The organism is Raineyella sp. W15-4 (assembly GCF_033170155.1).
Lineage (GTDB): Bacteria > Actinomycetota > Actinomycetes > Propionibacteriales > Propionibacteriaceae > Raineyella.
On record NZ_CP137079.1, the window covers coordinates 3,433,907 to 3,452,172 of the forward strand.

Genomic DNA, 18,266 nt, shown 5'->3' on the forward strand with positions numbered 1-18,266 from the left:
CCTCAGAACCCGCCGAGCCCCCGTACCCGCAGCTCCTCGGCGACCGCCGCCGGGATCCCGGCCTGGGCGGCCAGCCGGGGCCAGGCCCGGCGGAGCACCTGGCGGACGTCGCGGACGTCGAGACGGCCGAGCACCGCCAGTGGCGCGCCCGAGGGGGTGGCAGGGCAGTCGAGCAGCAGGTCGGCCCACTCCTCCGCCGGCAGTCCCCGCCAGGCCGCCAGCCGGGCCCGGACGTCCGCCGGGTCCACCCCGGGGTCGGCCGCGACCGCCGCCAGGGCCTGGTCGAGCCCGGCGACGAATGCCGGATGGTCGTCGGCGAGCCGGGCGAGATCCGGCGGGGCGTCGGTCCAGCCGGCGAGCCAGGAGACCACCGCGGCGTGGACGACCGGGCTCCATTCCTCGGTCAGCACCCGCCATTCGTACGCGTCGAGCGGGCTCTCCAGCCCGGCCAGCGCGGAGGCCAGCTTGCGGTCGGCGACCACCGGCCGGTAGTCGGCGGCATCGCGGCTCAGCGGCCGGGCGACGAGGCGGACGAGGTTGCGGGAGTCCATCGTGGCGCAGATCACCCGCTGGGCCCGTGCCTGGGTCTCCGGGTCGCCCTGCACCGGCCCGAACCAGGCGAACATCGGCTCGGTCAGCGCGGGGACGGCGGTCCACAGGGTGCGGTACGGGAGCCGGCGGCGGGCCCGGACCACCTCGGCGAGCCGGGCCATCGCGTGCGGGCCGGCGAGCAGCCGGGCGAACACCGACGGGCCCACCTCGTCGGCGAGGAGGTCCAGGCCGCGCTCGTCGAGCGGGAGCGCCGGGTCGACGATCAGCGCGTCCAGGCCGGCGACGAACGCGTCGGCCCCGGGGGCGTCCGCCGCGCGCTCCGGATGGTCCAGGTAGCTGCGCAGCAGCGCCCGGGCCCGGTCGTCCACCGGCACCGGGCCGCGATCGAGGTCGACGATCGGCGCGGGCCCCCGGTCGAAGTCGAGGACCGTGCCGGCTGGCCCAGGTCGTCCGAAGGCGTCCGGTTCCGGGGCCTCGGTCGCCGAGAACGGCGGGACGACCACCCCCACCCCCGGCCCGCCGGTCTCCGCCGGGTCGTCCGGTTGGGCGACGAAGGTGGACCACCACAGGTCCGCCGCGACCTTCCGCGGCAGGGCGTGGGCCAGCGCCGACAGGGTCTCCACCCCGCCGGCCCGGTCCGAGGTGCGCAGCAACAGCGGCGTACGGTCCGCGAGATGGCCCAGCAGCAGGGCGAGCAGGTCGGCCGGCGCCCCGCCCGGTTCGGGCCGGGTCCGCCGGGCGGGCAGGCCGAGCACCTCCAGGGTGCCGGCGACGGGCTGTTCCTCGCGGCGTTGGAGCACCCCATCGCGGGCCAGCTCGAGCAGGTCGTGGGCGCCCTGGCGGCCGGTGGGGTCCAGCAGACAGTGGGCGGTGAAGGTGCCCGGACGGCCGACCCGGCCGAGGTAGACCTTGGAGACCAGCAGCGTGCCGTGGTCGGTGGGCCGGGCCTCGAGGCCGCAGGGTGGTTCGGTGCCGCGCATCACCTCGGCGTCGGAGCCGCGCGGCAGGAACGACCGCGCCGCGTCCGGCAGCCACGGCTGCCCATCCGCCACCGGCCAGCCGACGGAGGCGCCGAGCACCCCCAGCCCGTTGCTGGTCGGGCCCCAGCCGATCACGGCCTGCTGGATCTCAGCCATCCGGGCACCTCCCGCGGCGGTCAGCCATGGACCCGCTCCGGCCCGTACAGGGCGGCCGCACCGGCCAGCAGCCCCATGTCGTGCAGCAGCCCGAGCAGCGGTTCGTGCACCCGGACGGGGGCGATCATGTCGAACATCCCGAGGTTGTTCACCGGGCAGCCGGTCGCCGACACCGCGTGGTAGCGGGTCATCAGGGAGAACCGCTCCGCCTCGGCCAGGATCGCCGGCCCGTGCTGGGCCAGCAGCTCGTACGGCCAGCGGGACTGCCGGCGCAGGTAGGCGTCCTCGTGCCCGTAGAACAACCGGGCGTCGAGCGGGATCGCCTGCCCCGGGTGCGGCTGGCGGGACTCCAGCGGGGCCAGCTCGTCGCACTTGGCGACCACCACGCCGGTCGGGATCGGGTCGCGGCGGCCGTCCGCGACCGTCCGGGCCGACTGCACCGCGGCGACCACGGTGCCCGCCCCCGGCGCGGTGGCCCCCTCGATCCCCGGGGCGAGCGCGAACCCGGTCTCCGGCCCGAAGGCCAGGTTGATCGGCGAGCAGAACACCAGCGCGCCGGACATCACCGACAGGTACGGGTTGAGATCGGCGCTGGACCGGGCGTCGCGGTAGCCCTCCCCCGCGGCGTCGAAGAACAGCAGGTTGATGTCCTCATCGGGGGCCCAGTCGCGGTGCATCCGGACCACCAGGGGTGCGGTCCGCTCCAGCCGGGTCTGTTCCGGCGGGCGGCGCATCGCCAGCGGGGTGACGTAGTCGCGCTGGTAGATCCCCTTCGACCGCTCCTCGACAGTGAAGGTGAGGCCCATCGGGGCGAGGTCGGTCATCCCGACGATCCGCTGCAGCAGTACCGCCAGGTAGGTCGACTTCGACACCGACGACGGCCCGATCAGCCCGATCGGCAGGGTCTCCCGGCGGAGGAACTCGGCCGGCATCACGTGGCCGCGGGGACAGCGGTGGTGCACGCCGAGGCGGAGCATCTCCAGGTGCTCGGCCCGCTCCCGGTCCCGGTCGACGGCGGTCGCCCCGAGCAGCGTCCGTACCCCACGAACGAGGGTCCGCACCGCGTCGCGGCGCGGCGGGTTCCACGGCTCGCTCTGCGCGGTGTAGGTGGTGAACTCGCTCGCCCGGTAGTGCACGGCGCACTGCGGACACAGGTAGCGGGCCATCAGCGCACCACCACCAGGACGGCGACCAGCACCGCGATGGCCAGCCCGACCAGCCGCAGGATCCGCACCCGGCGGCCGTACCGGACCAGCGCGGCATGCCGGGCCAGCCGCGCCAGCCGGCGCCGCTCGGCCTCGTCGAAGGAGGACACGCTCACGGGAACACCACCCTTCCGAGGGCGAGCAGAGCCACGCCGGCGAGAAGCCCGACGGCGATCCCGGCGAGCACCACCGCGGCCAGGTAGCCGACCCAGAGGCCGGGCCCGAACCGCTCCGCGCCCAGGTAGCCCTCGACGGCGAAGACCTGCCGCCACCACGCGCCGAGCTGCGCCGGCACCGAGTCGGGATCGGCGGTGTCCGCGGGCAGGCCGGGTCGGGGCCACTCCACCGGTGGCGGCGGGGGCTCCTCGGCGGCCAGTGGCAGGTAGACCGCCTGGGTGGGTGCGACCCGGGTGCCGTCGTCGTACCGGGCGGTCGCGGGGCCGGACGGGTAGGAGGCGGCCGCGGGGCCGGACGGGTACGGGGCGGCGGGCGCAGGCGGGATGCCGTAGGTCCGCATCGCCGTCGCGTCCGGGTCGTCGGGGTCGCGTCGGGGCAGCTCGAAGGTCGTCGTCGGCGCCTGCACCGGGCCGGCCGGGCGGGCGGTGCTGCCCGACGTCAGCCGGCTGTAGAGCGCCCGGGCGCTGGGCCGGTTGTCGGAGCGTACGGTCAGCGCGAGCCGGACGCACTCCCGGACCACCGGGTCGGTGATCGTCGCCAGCACCGCCTCGTCGGCCCCCCGCCCGGTGCCGTACGCGTCCTCGTACTCCCGCGGGTCGTCCAACCCCCCGACGAACGGGTGCCGGTTGGGGGCGTACATGTCGAGCACGGTCAGCCCCCAGGAGAACACGTCGGAGGCCTGGTCGATCCGCGGCGAGAGGAAGTGTTCGGGGCTGGCGAACTGGAAGGTCGCGTGCCGCCAGGCCGGGCCGTCGTCGCCGGTCGCGCCGCCGGACTCGTAGTCGATCAGTTCTACCCCGGTGATCTCCCGGCCGGACACCCGGACGATGACGTTGGCCGGTTTGATGTCGCCGTGGTAGAGCGGGTGGCCGTTGTAGGTGCGGGTGTGCAGTTCGACGATCCGCTCCAGCATCAGCCGGGCCAGCACCGCCCGGTTGCCCTCCAGGCCGCCCTGGCTGCGGGTCTGGGTGAGGGTGAGGCCGTGGATGTAGCGGCGGACCACCCAGGCGTACCCACCGCCCACCCCGGTGGCCGGGACCCCGTCCGGCAGCAGCCCGTTGCGGCGGGCCGCCTCCTCCTCGTTCGCCAGCAGCCGGGCCGCCTGCGGACCGACCACGGTGGCGCCGGGCCCGGGGCTGCCGGTCATCGGCGTGCCGCCGGCCGCCGGCCCGGGTGGCGTGGTGTCGGTCCGGATCACCTTGATGACGTACGCCTCGGGGCTCTGGCCGGGGCGCAACTGCCCCCAGTAGCCGAGGAACGGGGTGAGCTTCTTCTCGTCGATCGGGGTCGATGCCGGTCGCAGCCGGCGGGTCAGGTCGATCACCGGTTGGCGTCCCGAGGCGTCGACCAGCGCGCCGGGATCGTCCGAGCGGGGCTCGAAGAGCACCCCGGTGGCCTCGACCGTGGTGGTCTGTCCGGGCATCATCCGCTCCCCCTCCCGTCGGCACTGTTGCGTCCGGCACCTGCGTGCGGCGCCGTTGCTCCCTGCGGCACAGGTTCCGCGCCCCGCTGCGCCCGACCGTGGTCCGGTCCCGCGCACGCGGGTGGGGCCCAGTCTAAGGTCGCCGGTGGCGCCGATCCGCCGGTCGCGGCGCCGTGCGGCACTCCCCGGGGACCGTTCAGGGATGCCCCCGGCCCGGGTCGGGGACCCCGGTCGGCGCTTCACAAGAACCGCGGGGGGACGGACACAGATCGGGCACAGCTTCCGGCGGTCCTGTGGAGTCATGCAGGAGCCCACGTACCGTACGAGCATGATGGCCGCCCCCGGCACCGCCGGCGCGGACACGATCGCCGCCCCCGGCAACACCGGCGTCGGCGGCAGTGCCGACACCACGACGGTGCCGGGCACCCACGCACAGACCACTCCGGCCCCCGCGACCAGCACCCTGCCGCGCCGCTCGGTCGGGCAACCGCAGGCGCCCTTCCCCCGTCCCACCCGCCCCCGGCGTACGCCACTGAAGGTCGCGGCCGAACAGGACAACGCGAACGGCCGGGTGGCCACCTGGTTCCTCGCCGCGGTCGGCGCGATCGGCGGGGTGGTGCTGGGCCTGACCATCCAGGCGGTGCTGCCACTCACCGGCACGCTGTCCAACCTGATCTATGTGGTCTCCGTGCTGGCCGCCTCGATCGGCACGTACGGCGTCCTGATCCTGCTGCTGCTGATCGCCCGGCTGCCGGTGCTGGAGAGGGCGATCGGCCAGGACCACCTGGTCACCTGGCACAAGCGGATCGCGCCCTGGGCGATGTGGCTGGTCTTCGTCCACATCGTCCTGGTGGTGCTCAGCTACGGGATGGACGCCCAGCGCAACTGGTTCGCCGAGCTGTGGGACCTCACCCGCACCACCCCGTGGATCCTGCCGGCGCTGGCCGGGACACTGGCGATCATCGCCGCCGGTTACACGTCCTGGAAGCGGGTCCGCCGCACCCTCAAGCACGAGACCTGGTGGACCGTGCACCTCTACACCTACCTCGGCATCGCGCTGGCGTTCGCCCACCAGATCACCGCCGGCGGCCCGTTCCTCTCCGGCTGGTCGCGGGCGCTGTGGGTGGCCCTGTACGTCGCCGTGTTCGGCACGATCATCGGCTACCGGGTGGCGCTGCCGCTCTACCGCTCGCTGCGGCACGGGCTGCGGGTCGCCGCGGTCGTCCCCGAGGCGCCCGACGTGGTGAGCGTGTGGGTCCGCGGCCGGGAGCTGCCGCTGCTCGGCGCCCAGGAGGGGCAGTTCTTCAACTGGCGCTTCCTGCACCCCGGGCTGGGCTACGAGGCGCACCCGTACTCGATCTCGGCGATCCGCGGCGACATGATGCGGCTCACCGTCAAGGCGCTCGGTGACGCATCGTCGTCGATGGCCGGCCTGCGGGTCGGCACCCGGGTGCTGGTCGAGGGACCGTACGGGGCGATCACCCCCGGCCGGGTCGCCCCCGATCCCGAGGACCGGACCCGCCGTACGGTGCTCATCGCCGGTGGCGTGGGGGTCGGCCCGGTGGCCGCGCTGGCCGACCGGGTGGCCGGAGAGGCACCGCTGGACATCATCTACCGGGCCGGGTCGATGGACCTGATGCCGCACCGCGACGAGCTGTGGGGCCTGCAGACCCGGCCGCACGTCCGGGTGCACCTGATGCCCGGCCACCGCCGCGCCTACCCGCTGAGCCCCGAGCACCTCCGGGCCACCGTCGGCCGGCTCGACGACGCCCAGGTCTACGTCTGCGGCCCGGCGGCCCTGAACCGCCAGGTGGTCCGGTCGGCCCGGGCCCTGGGCGCCCGTCCCGAGAACATCCATCACGAGATCTTCGACCTGTGAGGCAGCGATGAAGTCCGCGATCACCACCGTCCTCGTCACCGGGGCCACCGTCGCCGGAGTGGCCGGCGTGTTGGTCCTCAGCCCGACCCGCTCCGCCCTCACCGCCGGCAGCGGCACCAGCCAGCTCCCCGGCACCGGCACCGCCCAGTCCGGCTCCGGCTCGTCCGCCCAGCAGCCCGGCCAGCCGGCCGTCCCCGGCCAGGGCAGGGGGCGGCACGGATCGGAGGAGGGCGAGTCCGACGACGTCGGCGAGAGCGGCGGCTCGACAGGCACCGGGTCCACCGGGTCGGGATCCACGAGTTCGGGGTCCACCGGATCCGGCTCGACCAGCTCCGGGTCGAGCGGCTCGTCGGCGACCGGCACCGGCTACACCGGGTCGGCGTACCAGTCGCCGTACGGCCCCATGCAGGTCTCCATCACCGTCTCCGGCACCACGATCACCGGCATCCAGTGGACCCAGCTCCCGCTGAGTGACGGCCACTCCTACCGGATCAACAGCTACGCCGCGCCGCTGCTCGTCGAACAGGCGATGGCCGCCCAGTCGGCCACCGTCGACGGTGTCTCCGGCGCCACGTACACCACCGAAGGCTTCCGTACGTCCCTCGAGTCAGCGATCAAGAAGGCAGGTCTGTGATGTCCGACGCCGACCCCACCCCCGACACCCCCGCGCCCCGCTCGGACGCCGCCCGCCGTCCCGAGGTGACGCGGCGCCGCTCCGACGCCCGCCACTACACCCACCTGCAGGAGATGTGGGGGACGGTGGTGGTGGTCGACCTGGTCGAGGGCGCCCGGGCCTGGCCCTCCGACGAGGAACTGGAGGCGACGATCCACCAGGCCGTCGACCTGATGCACTGGGTCGACGAGGTCTTCTCCAGCTACCGGGAGACCTCGCTGGTCAGTGCGCTGCGTTCCGGTCGTCTCGCCGAGGCCGACCTCCGGGCCGCCGACCCCGACCATGCCGCGCTGATGGAGGTGATCGCCGCCTGCCGCTGGGGCCGCGAGGTCACCGGGGGCAGCTTCGACCCGTGGGCGGTGTCCGGCGGCTTCGACCCGTCCGGCTATGTCAAGGGCTGGGCGGCCGAACTGGTCGCCGACCTGCTGGTCGAGCGTGGCTTCGACAACGTCTGCGTCAACGCCGGCGGGGACATCGTCACCCGCGGTCACCCGGTCCCCGGGCAGCCGTGGCGGATCGGCATCCGCCACCCCGACGATCCGGAGGCGATCGTCCGGGTCGAGGAACTGGAGGACGGGGCGATCGCCACCTCCGGGGCGTACGAACGCGGCGACCACATCGTCGACCCGCACACCCACGGCCCCGCCCACGGCGCCCGGTCCGCGACCGTGGTCGCGCTCAACGCCGGCCTGGCCGAGATCCTGTCCACCGCCCTCATCGTCGCTGGTCGCAACGGTGCGATCTGGGCGGCCTCCGAACGCGGCTGCCGGGCGTACGTCGTCGATCCGGCGCCCGCCGACACCGCGTGGTCGACCTCCTGGGTCGGCGACCGGATGCGTCGGGCCGGCTGAGCCGGCCCCCTGTCCCCTCCCTGTCGTTCCCCTGTCCCTTCCACCGGTCAGTGCCCGCGGTACACCCGCACCTGCTGGGCCTTGACCACGAACCACAAGCGTCGCCCCGGCGCGACCGCCAACTCGGCGGCCGCCGCGGGGGTGATGTCCGCGGCGAGGCGTACGTCCTGTCCCCCTTCCTGGGCGTCCACCGCACCGCGGATCCCCCCGTCGTGGGGCCCCGAAGAAGTCACACCACGGGCCACCACCCGCAGCTGTCCGCCCCGAGGTTCCATCCCTTCGACCTCGACCGGCCAACAGTTGCGGGGGCTCCCGTCCGGGGCCTCACGATGGAGGCTCACCGCCGCCGGATCCACCAGAGCCAAGGCACGGGCTCCGGGTCCGGCGGCGGTGTCGTCCTGCCACAGCCCGGCGACCGGGCCCAACGCCGTCTGCAGCACCACCCCGTCAGCGCGGCGGACCATCCCCGTCCCGGCGGCCACCGTCCCCGCCAGGAGCACCCGGCCGGCCAGGTCGGCGGCGAACCGGCTGCGCGGGCTCTCCACCAGCGCACGGACACTGCGATCCTCCACCACCCGGCCACCGTCCAGCACCACAGTGCGGCCGGCCAGGGTGACGACGTCGACCAGGTCGTGGGTCACGATCAGCGCGGTCCGGCCCTCGAGGACCTCCCGCAGCACGCCGCGCAGCTGCGGGGCGACCGCGACGTCGAGGGCGGCGAAGGGTTCGTCGAGCAGCAGCACCTGCGGATCGGCGGCCAACGCCCGGGCGATCGCCACCCGCTGGGCCTGACCGCCCGACAGCTGTCCCGGACGCCGGTCGGCGAAGCCGGCCATGCCCACCACCTCGAGCCGTTCCCGGGCCAGGGCGCGGGCGGCGGCCCGGCCGAGCCCCGCCGCGCGCGGGGCGAAGGCGACGTTCTCCAGCACGCTCAGGTGCGGGAAGAGCAGCGGCTGCTGGGCGAGCAGCGCCACCCGGCGCCGGTGCGGCGGCAACCGGGTGACATCCCGCCCGCCGACCAGCACCCGGCCGGAGGTCGGTGTCAGGGTGCCGGCAAGCAGCCCCAGCAGGGTGGACTTCCCCGCCCCGTTGGGGCCGAGGACGGCGACCACCTCGCCGTCCGGCACCTCCAGGCCCACCGCCAGGTGACGGGAGGCCAGGGTGACGTCGAGTCGTACGTCAGCCATGGTCACCGCCCAGTGTCCGGGAGCCGACGGTCAGCACGACGAGCGCCCCGACGGCGACGAGCACCAGCGACAGGGCCACGGCGGCGGCCGGATCGACCTCGCGCTGTAGGTAGACCTCCAGCGGCAGGGTCCGGGTGGTGCCCTGCAACGAGCCGGCGAAGGTCAGCGTCGCGCCGAACTCGCCCAGCGCTCGGGCGAACGCCAGCACCGTCCCGGAGACCAGGCCCGGCGCGACGAGCGGCAGGGTGATCCGGCGCAGCACCAGCCCGGGTGGGGCACCGAGGGTGGCCGCGACCCGTTCGTACGCCCCGGTGCCGGAGCGCAGCGCCCCCTCCAGCGAGATCACCAGGAACGGCATCGCGACGAAGGTCTGGGCGAGGACGACCGCGGTGGTGGTGAAGGCGATGTGCACCCCGGCGACCTCCAGCCACCGGCCGAGCAGGCCGGTCCGGCCGTAGGTGAGCAGCAGGGCCAGGCCGCCGACGACCGGCGGCAGCACCAGCGGCAGCATCACCAGGGCCCGCAGCTGGCGGTGGCCGCGTGGCCGGGCCCGGGCCAGCACCACGGCCAACGGGGTGCCGAAGACCAGGCTGAGCACGGTCGCCGCGGCGGCGGTGCGCAGCGACAGCCAGAGCGCGATCCGGGCCGACGGGGAGGTGACCAGGGCCCCGAAGTGGCGCCAGTCGGTGCCGACGACCATCGCCGCGAGCGGCAGGGCGAGGAAGAGCAGCCCGGCGGCCGCGGGGATCCACAGCCAGCCGGGCACGGCGTAGCGGGGTTCACGGCTCACGGCTTGCCGAAGCCGGCCCTGGCCAGCACCGCCTGTCCCTCCGCACCGGTCACGTACGCCACGTACGCCTCGGCGGTCGCCGCGTTCGGGCCGGACGCCCCGGTCGCCGTGACACCGATCGGGTAGCGGTTGGGGGTCTGGTCGACGCCCAGCGGGACGCCGGTGCCGGTGCCGGCGGCCTCGGCCTTGGCCACGTCGGTGGTGTAGACCACGGCGGCGTCGGCCTGACCGGAGGTGACCTTGCCGGCGGCGTCGGTGACGTTGGACTCCTCGCTGACCGGCTTGAGGGTGATCCCGGCGGCCTGCATGGTCCGATCGGTGGCCGCACCGCAGGGCACCTGGGGGGCGCACACCACGAGCTTCAGGTCCGAGCGGGTGAGGTCCTTGGCACCGGTGATGCCCAGCGGGTTCTTCGGGGCGACCAGGATGGCCAGCTGGTTGGTGGCGAACAGCGCCGATTCCGGCACCAGGGACTTGTCCTTGGCCTGCTGCATGGTCCGTTCGTCGGCGGTGGCCAGCACGTCGGCCGGCGCGCCGGAGGCCAGCTGGCTGACCAGGTCGGACGATCCGCCGTAGCTGTAGCGAACGGTGACGCCGGGATGGGCCGCACCGAAGGCGGTGCCGATCTCGTCGAACGGCCCCGCCAGCGAGGCCGCGGCGAAGACGGTGAGGGTGACCGGCGCGGCCGTGGCGCCCGGCGTCGGGCTGCCAGCCCCGGAACAGCCCGCCAGGGCGGCGACGGCGAAGGTGCCTGCCGCGACCAGCGCCGCGAGGCGGACATGGAGAGGACGGGGCCGGACGGAGCGTTCGCGCGGTCTGCGTACTGACATGCCGGTACCTAATCACACACGCCGTTCCATCCACTCGCACACCGGCTACCTTCTCGTTTCCGTCGGTCGCCGACGTGCCGCCTGTCGGCGTGGGCCCGCCGGTCCTCCGCCGTTCTGCTTATTCTCTGCGACCCGCGGTCCGGGGCGGCGCCTGTCGGCGTGGGCCGCGCCGATCGACGTGCCGTACGCCGGCCCGGGCCGACCGATGCCCCGACACGACCCCACCGCTCTGCGACACTTTCGCCATGGCGAAACGATGGCGTGCGCAGGAACTCGTCGACCTCGTGGCCGATCCGGGCTCCCAGGAGTGCTGGGACAAGCCGATCGACATCACCGGATACCCGCCCGACTACCGTGACCAGGTCCTCGCCGCCCGGGAGAAGTCGGGCATCGACGAGGCCGTGATCACCGGCAGGGCCACCATCGAGGGCCGCCCGATGGCCTACATCGTCGGCGACTTCCGGTTCCTCGGCGGCTCCATCGGCCGGGACACCTCGGTCCGGATCGAGGCCGCGATCCGCCGGGCGACGGCGGAGCAACTGCCGCTGATCGCCTCGACCTCCTCGGGCGGCACCCGGATGCAGGAGGGCACCCCGGCCTTCGTCCGGATGGTGTCGATCTCCCGGGCGATCATCGCCCACAAGGACGCCGGCCTGCCGTACATCGTCTACCAGCGCCACCCCACGACCGGCGGGGTGTTCGCCTCCTGGGGGTCACTGGGACACATCACCGTCGCCGAACCGGAGGCGATGCTCGGCTTCCTCGGCCCACGCGTCTACGAGGTGCTCAACAACCAGCCGTTCCCCGAGGGGGTCCAGGTCGCGGAGAACCTCGTCGACCACGGCATCATCGATGCCATCGCCCGGCCGGAGGAGCTGCGGTCGCTCGCCGCCACCGCCCTGCGGGTGCTCACCCCGGTCGACCTCGGCGCGCCTCGCGAGAAGGGCACCCCGGAGCCGCTGCCGCCCCGGGAGGGCTCGGTCTGGGACTCCATCGAGATCACCCGCCGCGCCGACCGGCCGGGCATCCGCGAGCTGCTGCGGTACGGCGCGACCGACGTACTGACACTGTCCGGCACCGGCGCCGAGAACGGCCCCGGCATGCTGCTGGCGGTGGCGCGCCTCGACGGTCTGCCGTGCGTCATCGTCGGCCAGGACCGGCGGATCCAGATGACCGGCGGCCCGCTCGGTCCGGCCGGCCTGCGCGCCGCCCAACGCGGCATCCGGCTGGCCGAGATGCTCGGCCTGCCGCTGGTCACCGTCGTCGACACCCCTGGCGCCGACCTGTCCCCGGAGGCGGAGGAGGGCGGCCTGGCCGGCGAGATCTCCCGTACCCTCGCCTGGCTGGCCCGGACCACCGTCCCCTCGGTGTCGATGATCCTCGGCCAGGGCACCGGTGGCGGCGCGCTGGCGATGCTGCCCGCGGACCGGATGATCGCGATGGAACACGGCTGGCTCTCCCCGCTGCCCCCCGAGGGAGCCAGCGCGATCGTCTACAAGGACGGCTCGCACGCCAAGGAACTGTCCGAGCTGCAGCGGGTCGGGGCCCAGGAGCTGCTCGAGGACGGGATCATCCATCGGATCGTCGCCGAACCGGCCGATCCGGCGACGGAGCCCGCGGAGTTCGCCCGGCGCGCGGTCGAGGCGATCACCGAGGAACTGCGCGAGGTGGCCGCGCAGAAGGACCACTGGAAGGCCGGGGTGAAGCCCTGAGCCTGAGACCATCCGCGCCGCCGATCCGCACCGGGCCGGACGACCGGGCTCAGACGATCGAGGCGGGCAGCACCGAGATCACGAAGGTCAGCGACCCGACACTGAGCAGGGTGCTGAGCGCGACCGCACTCGCCGCGGTCTCCGGATCCGAGCCGTACTCCCGGGCCAGCATGAACGCGTTGACCGCGGTCGGCATCGCGCAGGCCAGCACCAGGCTGCTGGTCGACATCGCATCCATCCGCAGCAGCCGGGCCACCCCGAGGGCGAGGAGCGGGAAGGCGACCACCCGCATCCCGACAGCAGTGAGCACCGGAGCGGTGAGCTGCAGCCGACGGGACTGGGTGAGCTGAACCCCGAGCGCGAGCAGGACCATCGGGACGGCCGCCGCGGCGAGCAGTTCGATCCCGCGGGAGACCCCGATCGGCAGCTGCCAGCCCAGCAGCCGCAGCAGGCCGGCCAGCGCCATCGCCCAGGTCACCGGCAGGGCGGCGAAGGTCCTCAGCCCGGACAGCAGACCGCCCCCGGAGCCCATCAGGATCGGTCCCACGGTGAACATCACCACCAGCGAGACCACGAAGAGGATCATCGCCTGGTCCATCCCGACCTGACCGAGCGCCAACAGGGCGATCGGCAGACCGAAGTTGCCGTTGTTGCCCAGGACCACCGCCCCGACCACCCCGGCCTGGGTCGACCGCGGGGCGCGCAGGGTGACCACCCAGGCGAGCAGCGCCCCGAGCGCCGACACCAGCAGCAGCGCGCCGCCGAGGACGAGCCCCTCCCCGAGGGTGACCTTGGTCTTCATCAGCGAGTCGAACGCCAGCGGCGCGGTCAACCCGTAGAGATTGATCTTGCCGATGGTGTCCGGGTCCAGGACGAACCTCCGGGCCAACACCATGCCCACCACCGCCACGATCGCCACCGGCAGGATGACCTGGAGCAGAGCGGCGAGCACGGGACCTCCTGGCGACGGTACGGGGTGGGGTCGGATGGGATGGTACGGATGAGGGTCCGCCGACGCGATCCTACGGGCCCGGCGAGGGCGTGACGATCAGCTGGCCCACGTTCCGCCCACACCACCGGCCCACCTGGCCCGCCCACGCGTGCTGCAGCCCCCACACCGCCAGGCGTCTCGCCGCACAGTGTCCACCCGCGCTGCGTCCACCCGCGCTGCGCACATGGACACGGACACCGGCGGCTGAAGTGGGTGTTGTCCGGAATCCAGGTGTGTTTCTCGAATCGAGTCTTCATCCCCCTGGTGACAGCGTCCGGAGACCTGCTCGTCCGTCTCGTCGCGATCCGACCACGCCGATCCGCGCCGATCCGCGGGACCGAGGTCGATCCCCCGGACCCGGCGTGCTGCCACACACCGGGAAAGTGTCACCAAGGGGTTGAAAGCTGCGCTCGAGAACAGACCTGACGACTCGACGCGCCCGTCCTGAGGTCACTCCCACTCCTCACAGCGCCACGACTCCTCACACCGCCACGACCTGCCCGGTCGCGGCGCTGCGCTGTGCCGCATCGAGGATCTCGGCGATGTGCACGACATCGTCCGGCGGCACCGGCAGCCGGCCCAGCGGATCGGGCCCGCGCAGATCCTCGAACAGCTGCCGGTAGAAGTCGGCCCACTCCCCGGCCACCCGGGCGACCGGCTCACGCTGCTGCGGCCCGCGGTAGAGCCAACCGCACGCGCCGGGCGCGTCGGCCAGGTCGGGATAGGTCGGCACCACCTTGCCGTCGTCGGTGAAGTCGTCGTAGACGTACGTTCCGGTGCTGCCGATCAGCCGCAGCCGGGGCCCCGGCGCGGCGACCAGCGAGCCGATGTCGAGATGGCTCACCCGCCCGTCGACGTGGTGCAGGGCCAGGTGCGTGTCGTCGTCGGAGACCTGACAGTGCGCGGCCATCTCCGCATAGACGGACGTGACCGGCCCGAACAGCTGGACCGCCAGGTCGACCATGTGGGGTCCGAGGTCGAGCAGTTGCCCGCCGCCACCGGAGGCGGGGGTGTCCTCGCGCCAGCGATGCTTCGGCTCCGGGCGCCAGCGCTCCCAGCGGTACTCCAGCCGCCACAGGTCGCCGAGCACCCCCTCGGTGGCGAGCCGGCGGGCGATCAGGTGGGACTGGTCCCAGCGGCGCTGCAGGAACACGGTGAGCGGCACCCCCGCCGACCGGGCGGCTCGGACCACCTCACGTACCTCGGCCAGGTCGACCCCCAGCGGCTTCTCGACCACGACCGGCAGGCCCGCGGCGATCACCTGCAGGGCATGGTCGTAGTGCCGGCCGGTGGGGGTGCTGAGCACGACGAGATCCAGGTCGGGCAGCCTCAGCAGCGCGTCGAGGTCGTCGACGAGGCGTACGCCGGGGGTGTCGGCCAGGGCCTGGGCGCGCCGCTCGGGATTGCGGGTCGCCACCGCGGACACCACCCCGCCGGCGGCCACGATCGGCCCGACGTGCAGCCAGCTGGCCGAGGCGTACCCGGCCAGGCCGACCCGCAGCGCCGGTGCGGATCCAGGGGTGGAGGCCGAAGCCGGAGAGGTGGCAAGTGTCGCGTCGGGCACGGTGCCGGCGGCGAAAGCCGGAACAGAGCCGCCCCCGGGAGGGGTGGCCCGGGCAGCGGTGACGGTCGGGGCGGGGGCGGACTCACGCGGGGACATGGGCCCATTCTGGGCCGCCGGCCCGCGGCGGTCGAGGGGCGGCCCCTGCTGGACTCTGGCGGGTGACAGACTCTGCCGGGTGAAGACGTGGATCGGCGCCCAGATGTTCGTGTTCCTGGCGTCGTGGGCGGTCTACACCTCGTATTGGGCGGTGTTCCTGATCGGGCGCGGGATCTCCCCGGAGATTGCCGGCCTCAGTGTGACCGCCGGCCTGGTCTCCCGCAGCATCGCGGTCGCCGTGCTCTTCCCGCTGGCGAACCGCTTCGCCGGCCTGCGGACGATCCTCCGGGTGCTGCCGTGGGTCTCGGTCGCCTGCGCAGCATTGTTCCTCGGCCACGGTTCGGTGGCGCTGGTGATGATCGCCTCCGTCGCGCTGGGCGTCACCTACCCCGTGCTGTTGCCGGGCCTGGAGACGATGACCACCCTGGCGGCGGCCCGCCGGCTGCTGTCGTACGGCCCGACCCGGAGGCTCGGGTCGATCGGTTTCGTCGCCGGGACGTTCGCGGCCGGCGCGGTGCAGACCGGGTGGGGCACCGAGGCCCTGCTGGGGCTCTTCATCGGCGCCTGTGTGCTGCTCGGACTGTTGGGGCTGGCACCCACCGGCCATCCCGAGGTGGCCCGGCAACGCGCCGGATCCGGCCGGGACTGGTCCGCCCTGTTCCGCCGCCGGAGCGTGGTCGTGGTGATGCTGGTGATGATCTTCCTGCAGTCGTCCCACGCCGCGTACTACACCTTCGGCGCCGTCCGGTTCGCCGACCTGGGCGCCTCCCCCGGGCTGGTCAGCGCGCTGATCGTGCTGGCCCCGCTCGGGGAGATCGCCGTCCTGTCGGTGGCGCCACACTTCGAGCGCCGGCTGTCGGTGCGGGCGATGATGGTGATCGCCCTGCTCGCCGCAGTCGTCCGCTGGCTGGTCCTCGGGTTCACCGGCAGCCTGTGGGTCGCCGCGCTCTCCCAGCCGCTGCACGGCGCCACCTTCGCGGTGGCCCAGGTGGGCTTCGTACGCTTCCTCAACGACGAGGTGCCGGCCGAGTCGACCGGCGCGGTGCAGGGCATGATGACCGCGCTGGCGACAGGCCTGGGCACCGCCGCCATGACGGCGGTCGCCGGGCTGCTGTGGAACACCTCGACACTGCTCGTCTTCGGCCTGATGGCCGGCTGCGCCGCGCTGGGCCTGCCGTTCCTCACCGATCGGAGGATCGGCCGCCCCCGGCAGGCCTGACGGTGCGGATCGCGCCCGGCCCTCGACCGTGGTCGGGCCGTCGACAATCAGTGTCGGAGCGGTGAGGCAGAATCGACCCCATGATCTTCAGCGTCCCCCCGGCCGATCCGAGGCGAGTGACCGCGCCCGCCCAGCCCCGGCGCGCCCGGCGCGAGGCCACCGCTGGGACGGTGACGGCATGACGCTGTTCGGCAGGAAGCCCGGCGGCAGCGGCGACCAGGGTGCACCTACCGCCCGGGGCGGGTGGAGCGTGATGAGGTCGCTCCTCGCCCCGCACAAGGCGCGGATCGCCCTGCTGTCCCTCGCGTCCTTCGCCAGCGCGCTGCTCGAGGCGCTGTTCATCGTGCTGCTCACCGGCATCGGGATGGCGCTGGTCGGAGGGCAGGGCGTCGTCGGCCCGGCGTACGGCCGGTACCTGCCGATGGACACCGCCCTCGTGGTCGCCTCGGGCAGCCTGGTGCTGCGGGTCGTCCTCAGCCTGATCGCCGTGCAGCTCTCGGCCGCGCTGACCGCGGTGGTGTCGACCGAGCAGCGCCAGCGACTCTCCCACGCGTTCCTGCACACCAGCTGGTCGGTCCAGCAGACCGAGCCGGCGGGGCGGCTCCAGGAGCTGCTCACCTCGTTCGTCAGCCGGATCACCCAGGCGGTGTCCGTCCTCGCCACCGCGATCACCGCGTCACTGAGCCTGGTCGCCTTCCTCACCGCGGGCGTCGCGGTCGACCCGCTGTCCACCGCGGCCGTGCTGTTCGCCCTCGGCCTGGTCGGCAGCGTGCTGTCCCCGATGCGCCGCGCCATCCGCCGACGATCCGCCAAGAATGCCCGGGCCGGCCTCGACTTCGCCAACGCCGTCTCCGAGCTCGGTGCCCTCGGGCTGGAGATGCAGACCTACGGTGCCCAGGGCGCCTTCGCGGCCCGGATCGACGAGCTGACCGAGGAGTCGACGCTGACGCAACGGCGCACCCAGGTGCTCCAGGGCGCACAGCCGCAGATCTACACCTCCCTGGCGTACGGGGCGGTGCTGGCCGGTCTGGCGGTGCTGTCCCTGGTCGGCTTCCGCGACCTGGCGGTGATCGGCGCAGTGATGCTGCTGATGCTGCGCTCGCTCAGCTACGGCCAGCAGCTGTCCAACGCCTCGGCCTCGATCGCCGGGTTCCTGCCCTTCCTGGAGTGGGTCGACGAGGTGGTGAAGGGCTACGCCGAGTCCCCGGCGCCGGGCGGCGACGTCCGCCCCGACGGGGTGGTCCCGTTCGAGGCCGAGGACGTCTCGTACGCGTACACCCCGGACCGGACCGCCCTGGCGGACGTCACCTTCCGGCTGGCTCCGGGAGAGGCACTCGGCGTGATCGGCCCCTCGGGCGCCGGCAAGTCGACCCTCGCCCAACTGTTGCTGGGCCTACGGCCGCCGACGAGCGGCACACTCCATGCCGCCGGGGTGCCGCTGGCGGACATCGACCGGCAGTGGTGGAGCGAACGGGTCGCGTTCGTCGCCCAGGACGCCCGGCTCTTCACCGGCACGGTCGCCGAGAACATCCGGTTCTTCCGGGACGGCATCGGTGCGGCCGAGCTGCGCACCGCCGCCCGCCAGGCCAACATCCTCGACGACATCGAGGCACTGCCGCAGGGCTTCGATACCCATCTGGGCGAACGCGGCAGCCAGCTCTCCGGCGGTCAGCGCCAGCGGCTGTCGATCGCCCGGGCGCTGGTCGGCAAGCCCGAGCTGCTGATCCTCGACGAGCCGACCTCCGCGCTCGACGGGATGAGCGAGTCCCTGATCCGCACCACCCTCGCCGACCTGCACGGCCAGCTGACCGTGGTGATCATCGCCCACCGGATGTCGACCCTCGACATCTGCGACCGGATCATGGTCATCGAGGGAGGGCGGATGACCGCCCTCGACACCCCGGCGGCACTGCGCTCCGACAACGAGTTCTACCGCACCGCGTTGGCGGTGGCCGGCATCGCCTGAGCCGTTCGGCCGGCG

General features: G+C 73.7%; 15 protein-coding genes. 6 read left to right on the forward strand and 9 right to left on the reverse strand.

Annotated features, from left to right (window positions below; all coding sequences use genetic code 11):
* Positions 1–2 precede the first annotated feature (2 nt).
* Genes R0145_RS15895 through R0145_RS15910 form a run of 4 tightly spaced genes read right to left on the reverse strand, consistent with a single transcriptional unit; the run spans position 3 to position 4,493 of the window.
* On the reverse strand, positions 3–1,688 hold the full coding sequence (locus R0145_RS15895) for a hypothetical protein (RefSeq protein WP_317837875.1): 1,686 nt from the start codon (positions 1,686–1,688) through the stop codon (positions 3–5).
* A 20-nt stretch (positions 1,689–1,708) separates the two neighbouring features.
* Entirely contained in the window at positions 1,709–2,854 is a 1,146-nt protein-coding gene (locus tag R0145_RS15900; protein WP_317837877.1) for a hypothetical protein, read from the reverse strand.
* A complete protein-coding gene (locus R0145_RS15905) occupies positions 2,854–3,009 on the reverse strand; it encodes a hypothetical protein (protein ID WP_317837879.1) in 156 nt (51 codons plus the stop codon). The genes R0145_RS15900 and R0145_RS15905 overlap by 1 nt, the downstream gene beginning before the upstream one ends.
* Positions 3,006–4,493, reverse strand: a complete 1,488-nt coding sequence (locus tag R0145_RS15910; RefSeq protein WP_317837881.1) for a hypothetical protein — start codon at positions 4,491–4,493, stop codon at positions 3,006–3,008. Before R0145_RS15910 ends, R0145_RS15905 begins: the two co-directional genes overlap by 4 nt.
* 301 nt (positions 4,494–4,794) lie before the next feature.
* On the opposite strand from R0145_RS15910, the gene R0145_RS15915 reads away from it, so the two are divergent.
* From R0145_RS15915 to R0145_RS15925, 3 genes are read left to right on the forward strand one after another with little or no spacing between them, the layout of a single operon-like run.
* On the forward strand, positions 4,795–6,372 hold the full coding sequence (locus R0145_RS15915) for a ferredoxin reductase family protein (RefSeq protein ID WP_317837883.1): 1,578 nt from the start codon (positions 4,795–4,797) through the stop codon (positions 6,370–6,372).
* A 7-nt stretch (positions 6,373–6,379) separates the two neighbouring features.
* The gene (locus R0145_RS15920) at positions 6,380–7,006 is read left to right on the forward strand and encodes an FMN-binding protein (RefSeq protein ID WP_317837885.1); all 627 of its coding nucleotides are present in this window, start codon (positions 6,380–6,382) and stop codon (positions 7,004–7,006) included.
* Positions 7,006–7,896 carry an FAD:protein FMN transferase gene (locus R0145_RS15925; protein WP_317837886.1) on the forward strand — a complete coding sequence of 297 codons (891 nt, stop codon included), beginning with the start codon at positions 7,006–7,008 and terminating at the stop codon, positions 7,894–7,896. Before R0145_RS15920 ends, R0145_RS15925 begins: the two co-directional genes overlap by 1 nt.
* Positions 7,897–7,943: 47 nt before the next feature.
* Here R0145_RS15925 and R0145_RS15930 read toward each other — a convergent pair whose 3' ends face one another.
* The 3 genes from R0145_RS15930 to modA are packed head-to-tail and all read right to left on the reverse strand — an operon-like array spanning position 7,944 to position 10,703.
* Positions 7,944–9,083: a sulfate/molybdate ABC transporter ATP-binding protein gene (locus R0145_RS15930; RefSeq protein WP_317837887.1), complete on the reverse strand. Its 1,140-nt coding sequence runs from the start codon at positions 9,081–9,083 to the stop codon at positions 7,944–7,946.
* The gene (locus tag R0145_RS15935; protein ID WP_317837888.1) at positions 9,076–9,873 is read right to left on the reverse strand and encodes an ABC transporter permease; all 798 of its coding nucleotides are present in this window, start codon (positions 9,871–9,873) and stop codon (positions 9,076–9,078) included. Before R0145_RS15935 ends, R0145_RS15930 begins: the two co-directional genes overlap by 8 nt.
* A complete protein-coding gene (gene modA / locus R0145_RS15940; RefSeq protein ID WP_317837890.1) occupies positions 9,870–10,703 on the reverse strand; it encodes a molybdate ABC transporter substrate-binding protein in 834 nt (277 codons plus the stop codon). The genes R0145_RS15935 and modA overlap by 4 nt, the downstream gene beginning before the upstream one ends.
* A 245-nt stretch (positions 10,704–10,948) precedes the next feature.
* Between modA and R0145_RS15945 the strand changes: the two genes are divergently transcribed.
* Entirely contained in the window at positions 10,949–12,415 is a 1,467-nt protein-coding gene (locus R0145_RS15945) for a carboxyl transferase domain-containing protein (protein WP_317837892.1), read from the forward strand.
* 49 nt (positions 12,416–12,464) lie between these two features.
* On the opposite strand, the gene R0145_RS15950 is transcribed toward R0145_RS15945, so the two are convergent.
* Both R0145_RS15950 and R0145_RS15955 read right to left on the reverse strand, forming a co-directional pair.
* Positions 12,465–13,367, reverse strand: a complete 903-nt coding sequence (locus R0145_RS15950; protein ID WP_317837894.1) for an AEC family transporter — start codon at positions 13,365–13,367, stop codon at positions 12,465–12,467.
* A 520-nt stretch (positions 13,368–13,887) separates the two neighbouring features.
* Positions 13,888–15,066 (reverse strand): Gfo/Idh/MocA family oxidoreductase, encoded by a 1,179-nt coding sequence (locus tag R0145_RS15955; RefSeq protein ID WP_317837896.1) that lies wholly within the window; start codon positions 15,064–15,066, stop codon positions 13,888–13,890.
* 79 nt (positions 15,067–15,145) lie between these two features.
* Here R0145_RS15955 and R0145_RS15960 point away from each other — a divergent pair, with 79 nt between their 5' ends.
* Together R0145_RS15960 and R0145_RS15965 are read left to right on the forward strand one after the other, a co-directional pair.
* Complete coding sequence (locus R0145_RS15960) at positions 15,146–16,285, forward strand: MFS transporter (protein ID WP_317837898.1); 1,140 nt, start codon at positions 15,146–15,148, stop codon at positions 16,283–16,285.
* 178 nt (positions 16,286–16,463) lie between these two features.
* Positions 16,464–18,251, forward strand: coding sequence for an ABC transporter ATP-binding protein (locus R0145_RS15965; RefSeq protein WP_317837900.1), 1,788 nt, complete (start codon positions 16,464–16,466; stop codon positions 18,249–18,251).
* Positions 18,252–18,266: the final 15 nt, after the last annotated feature.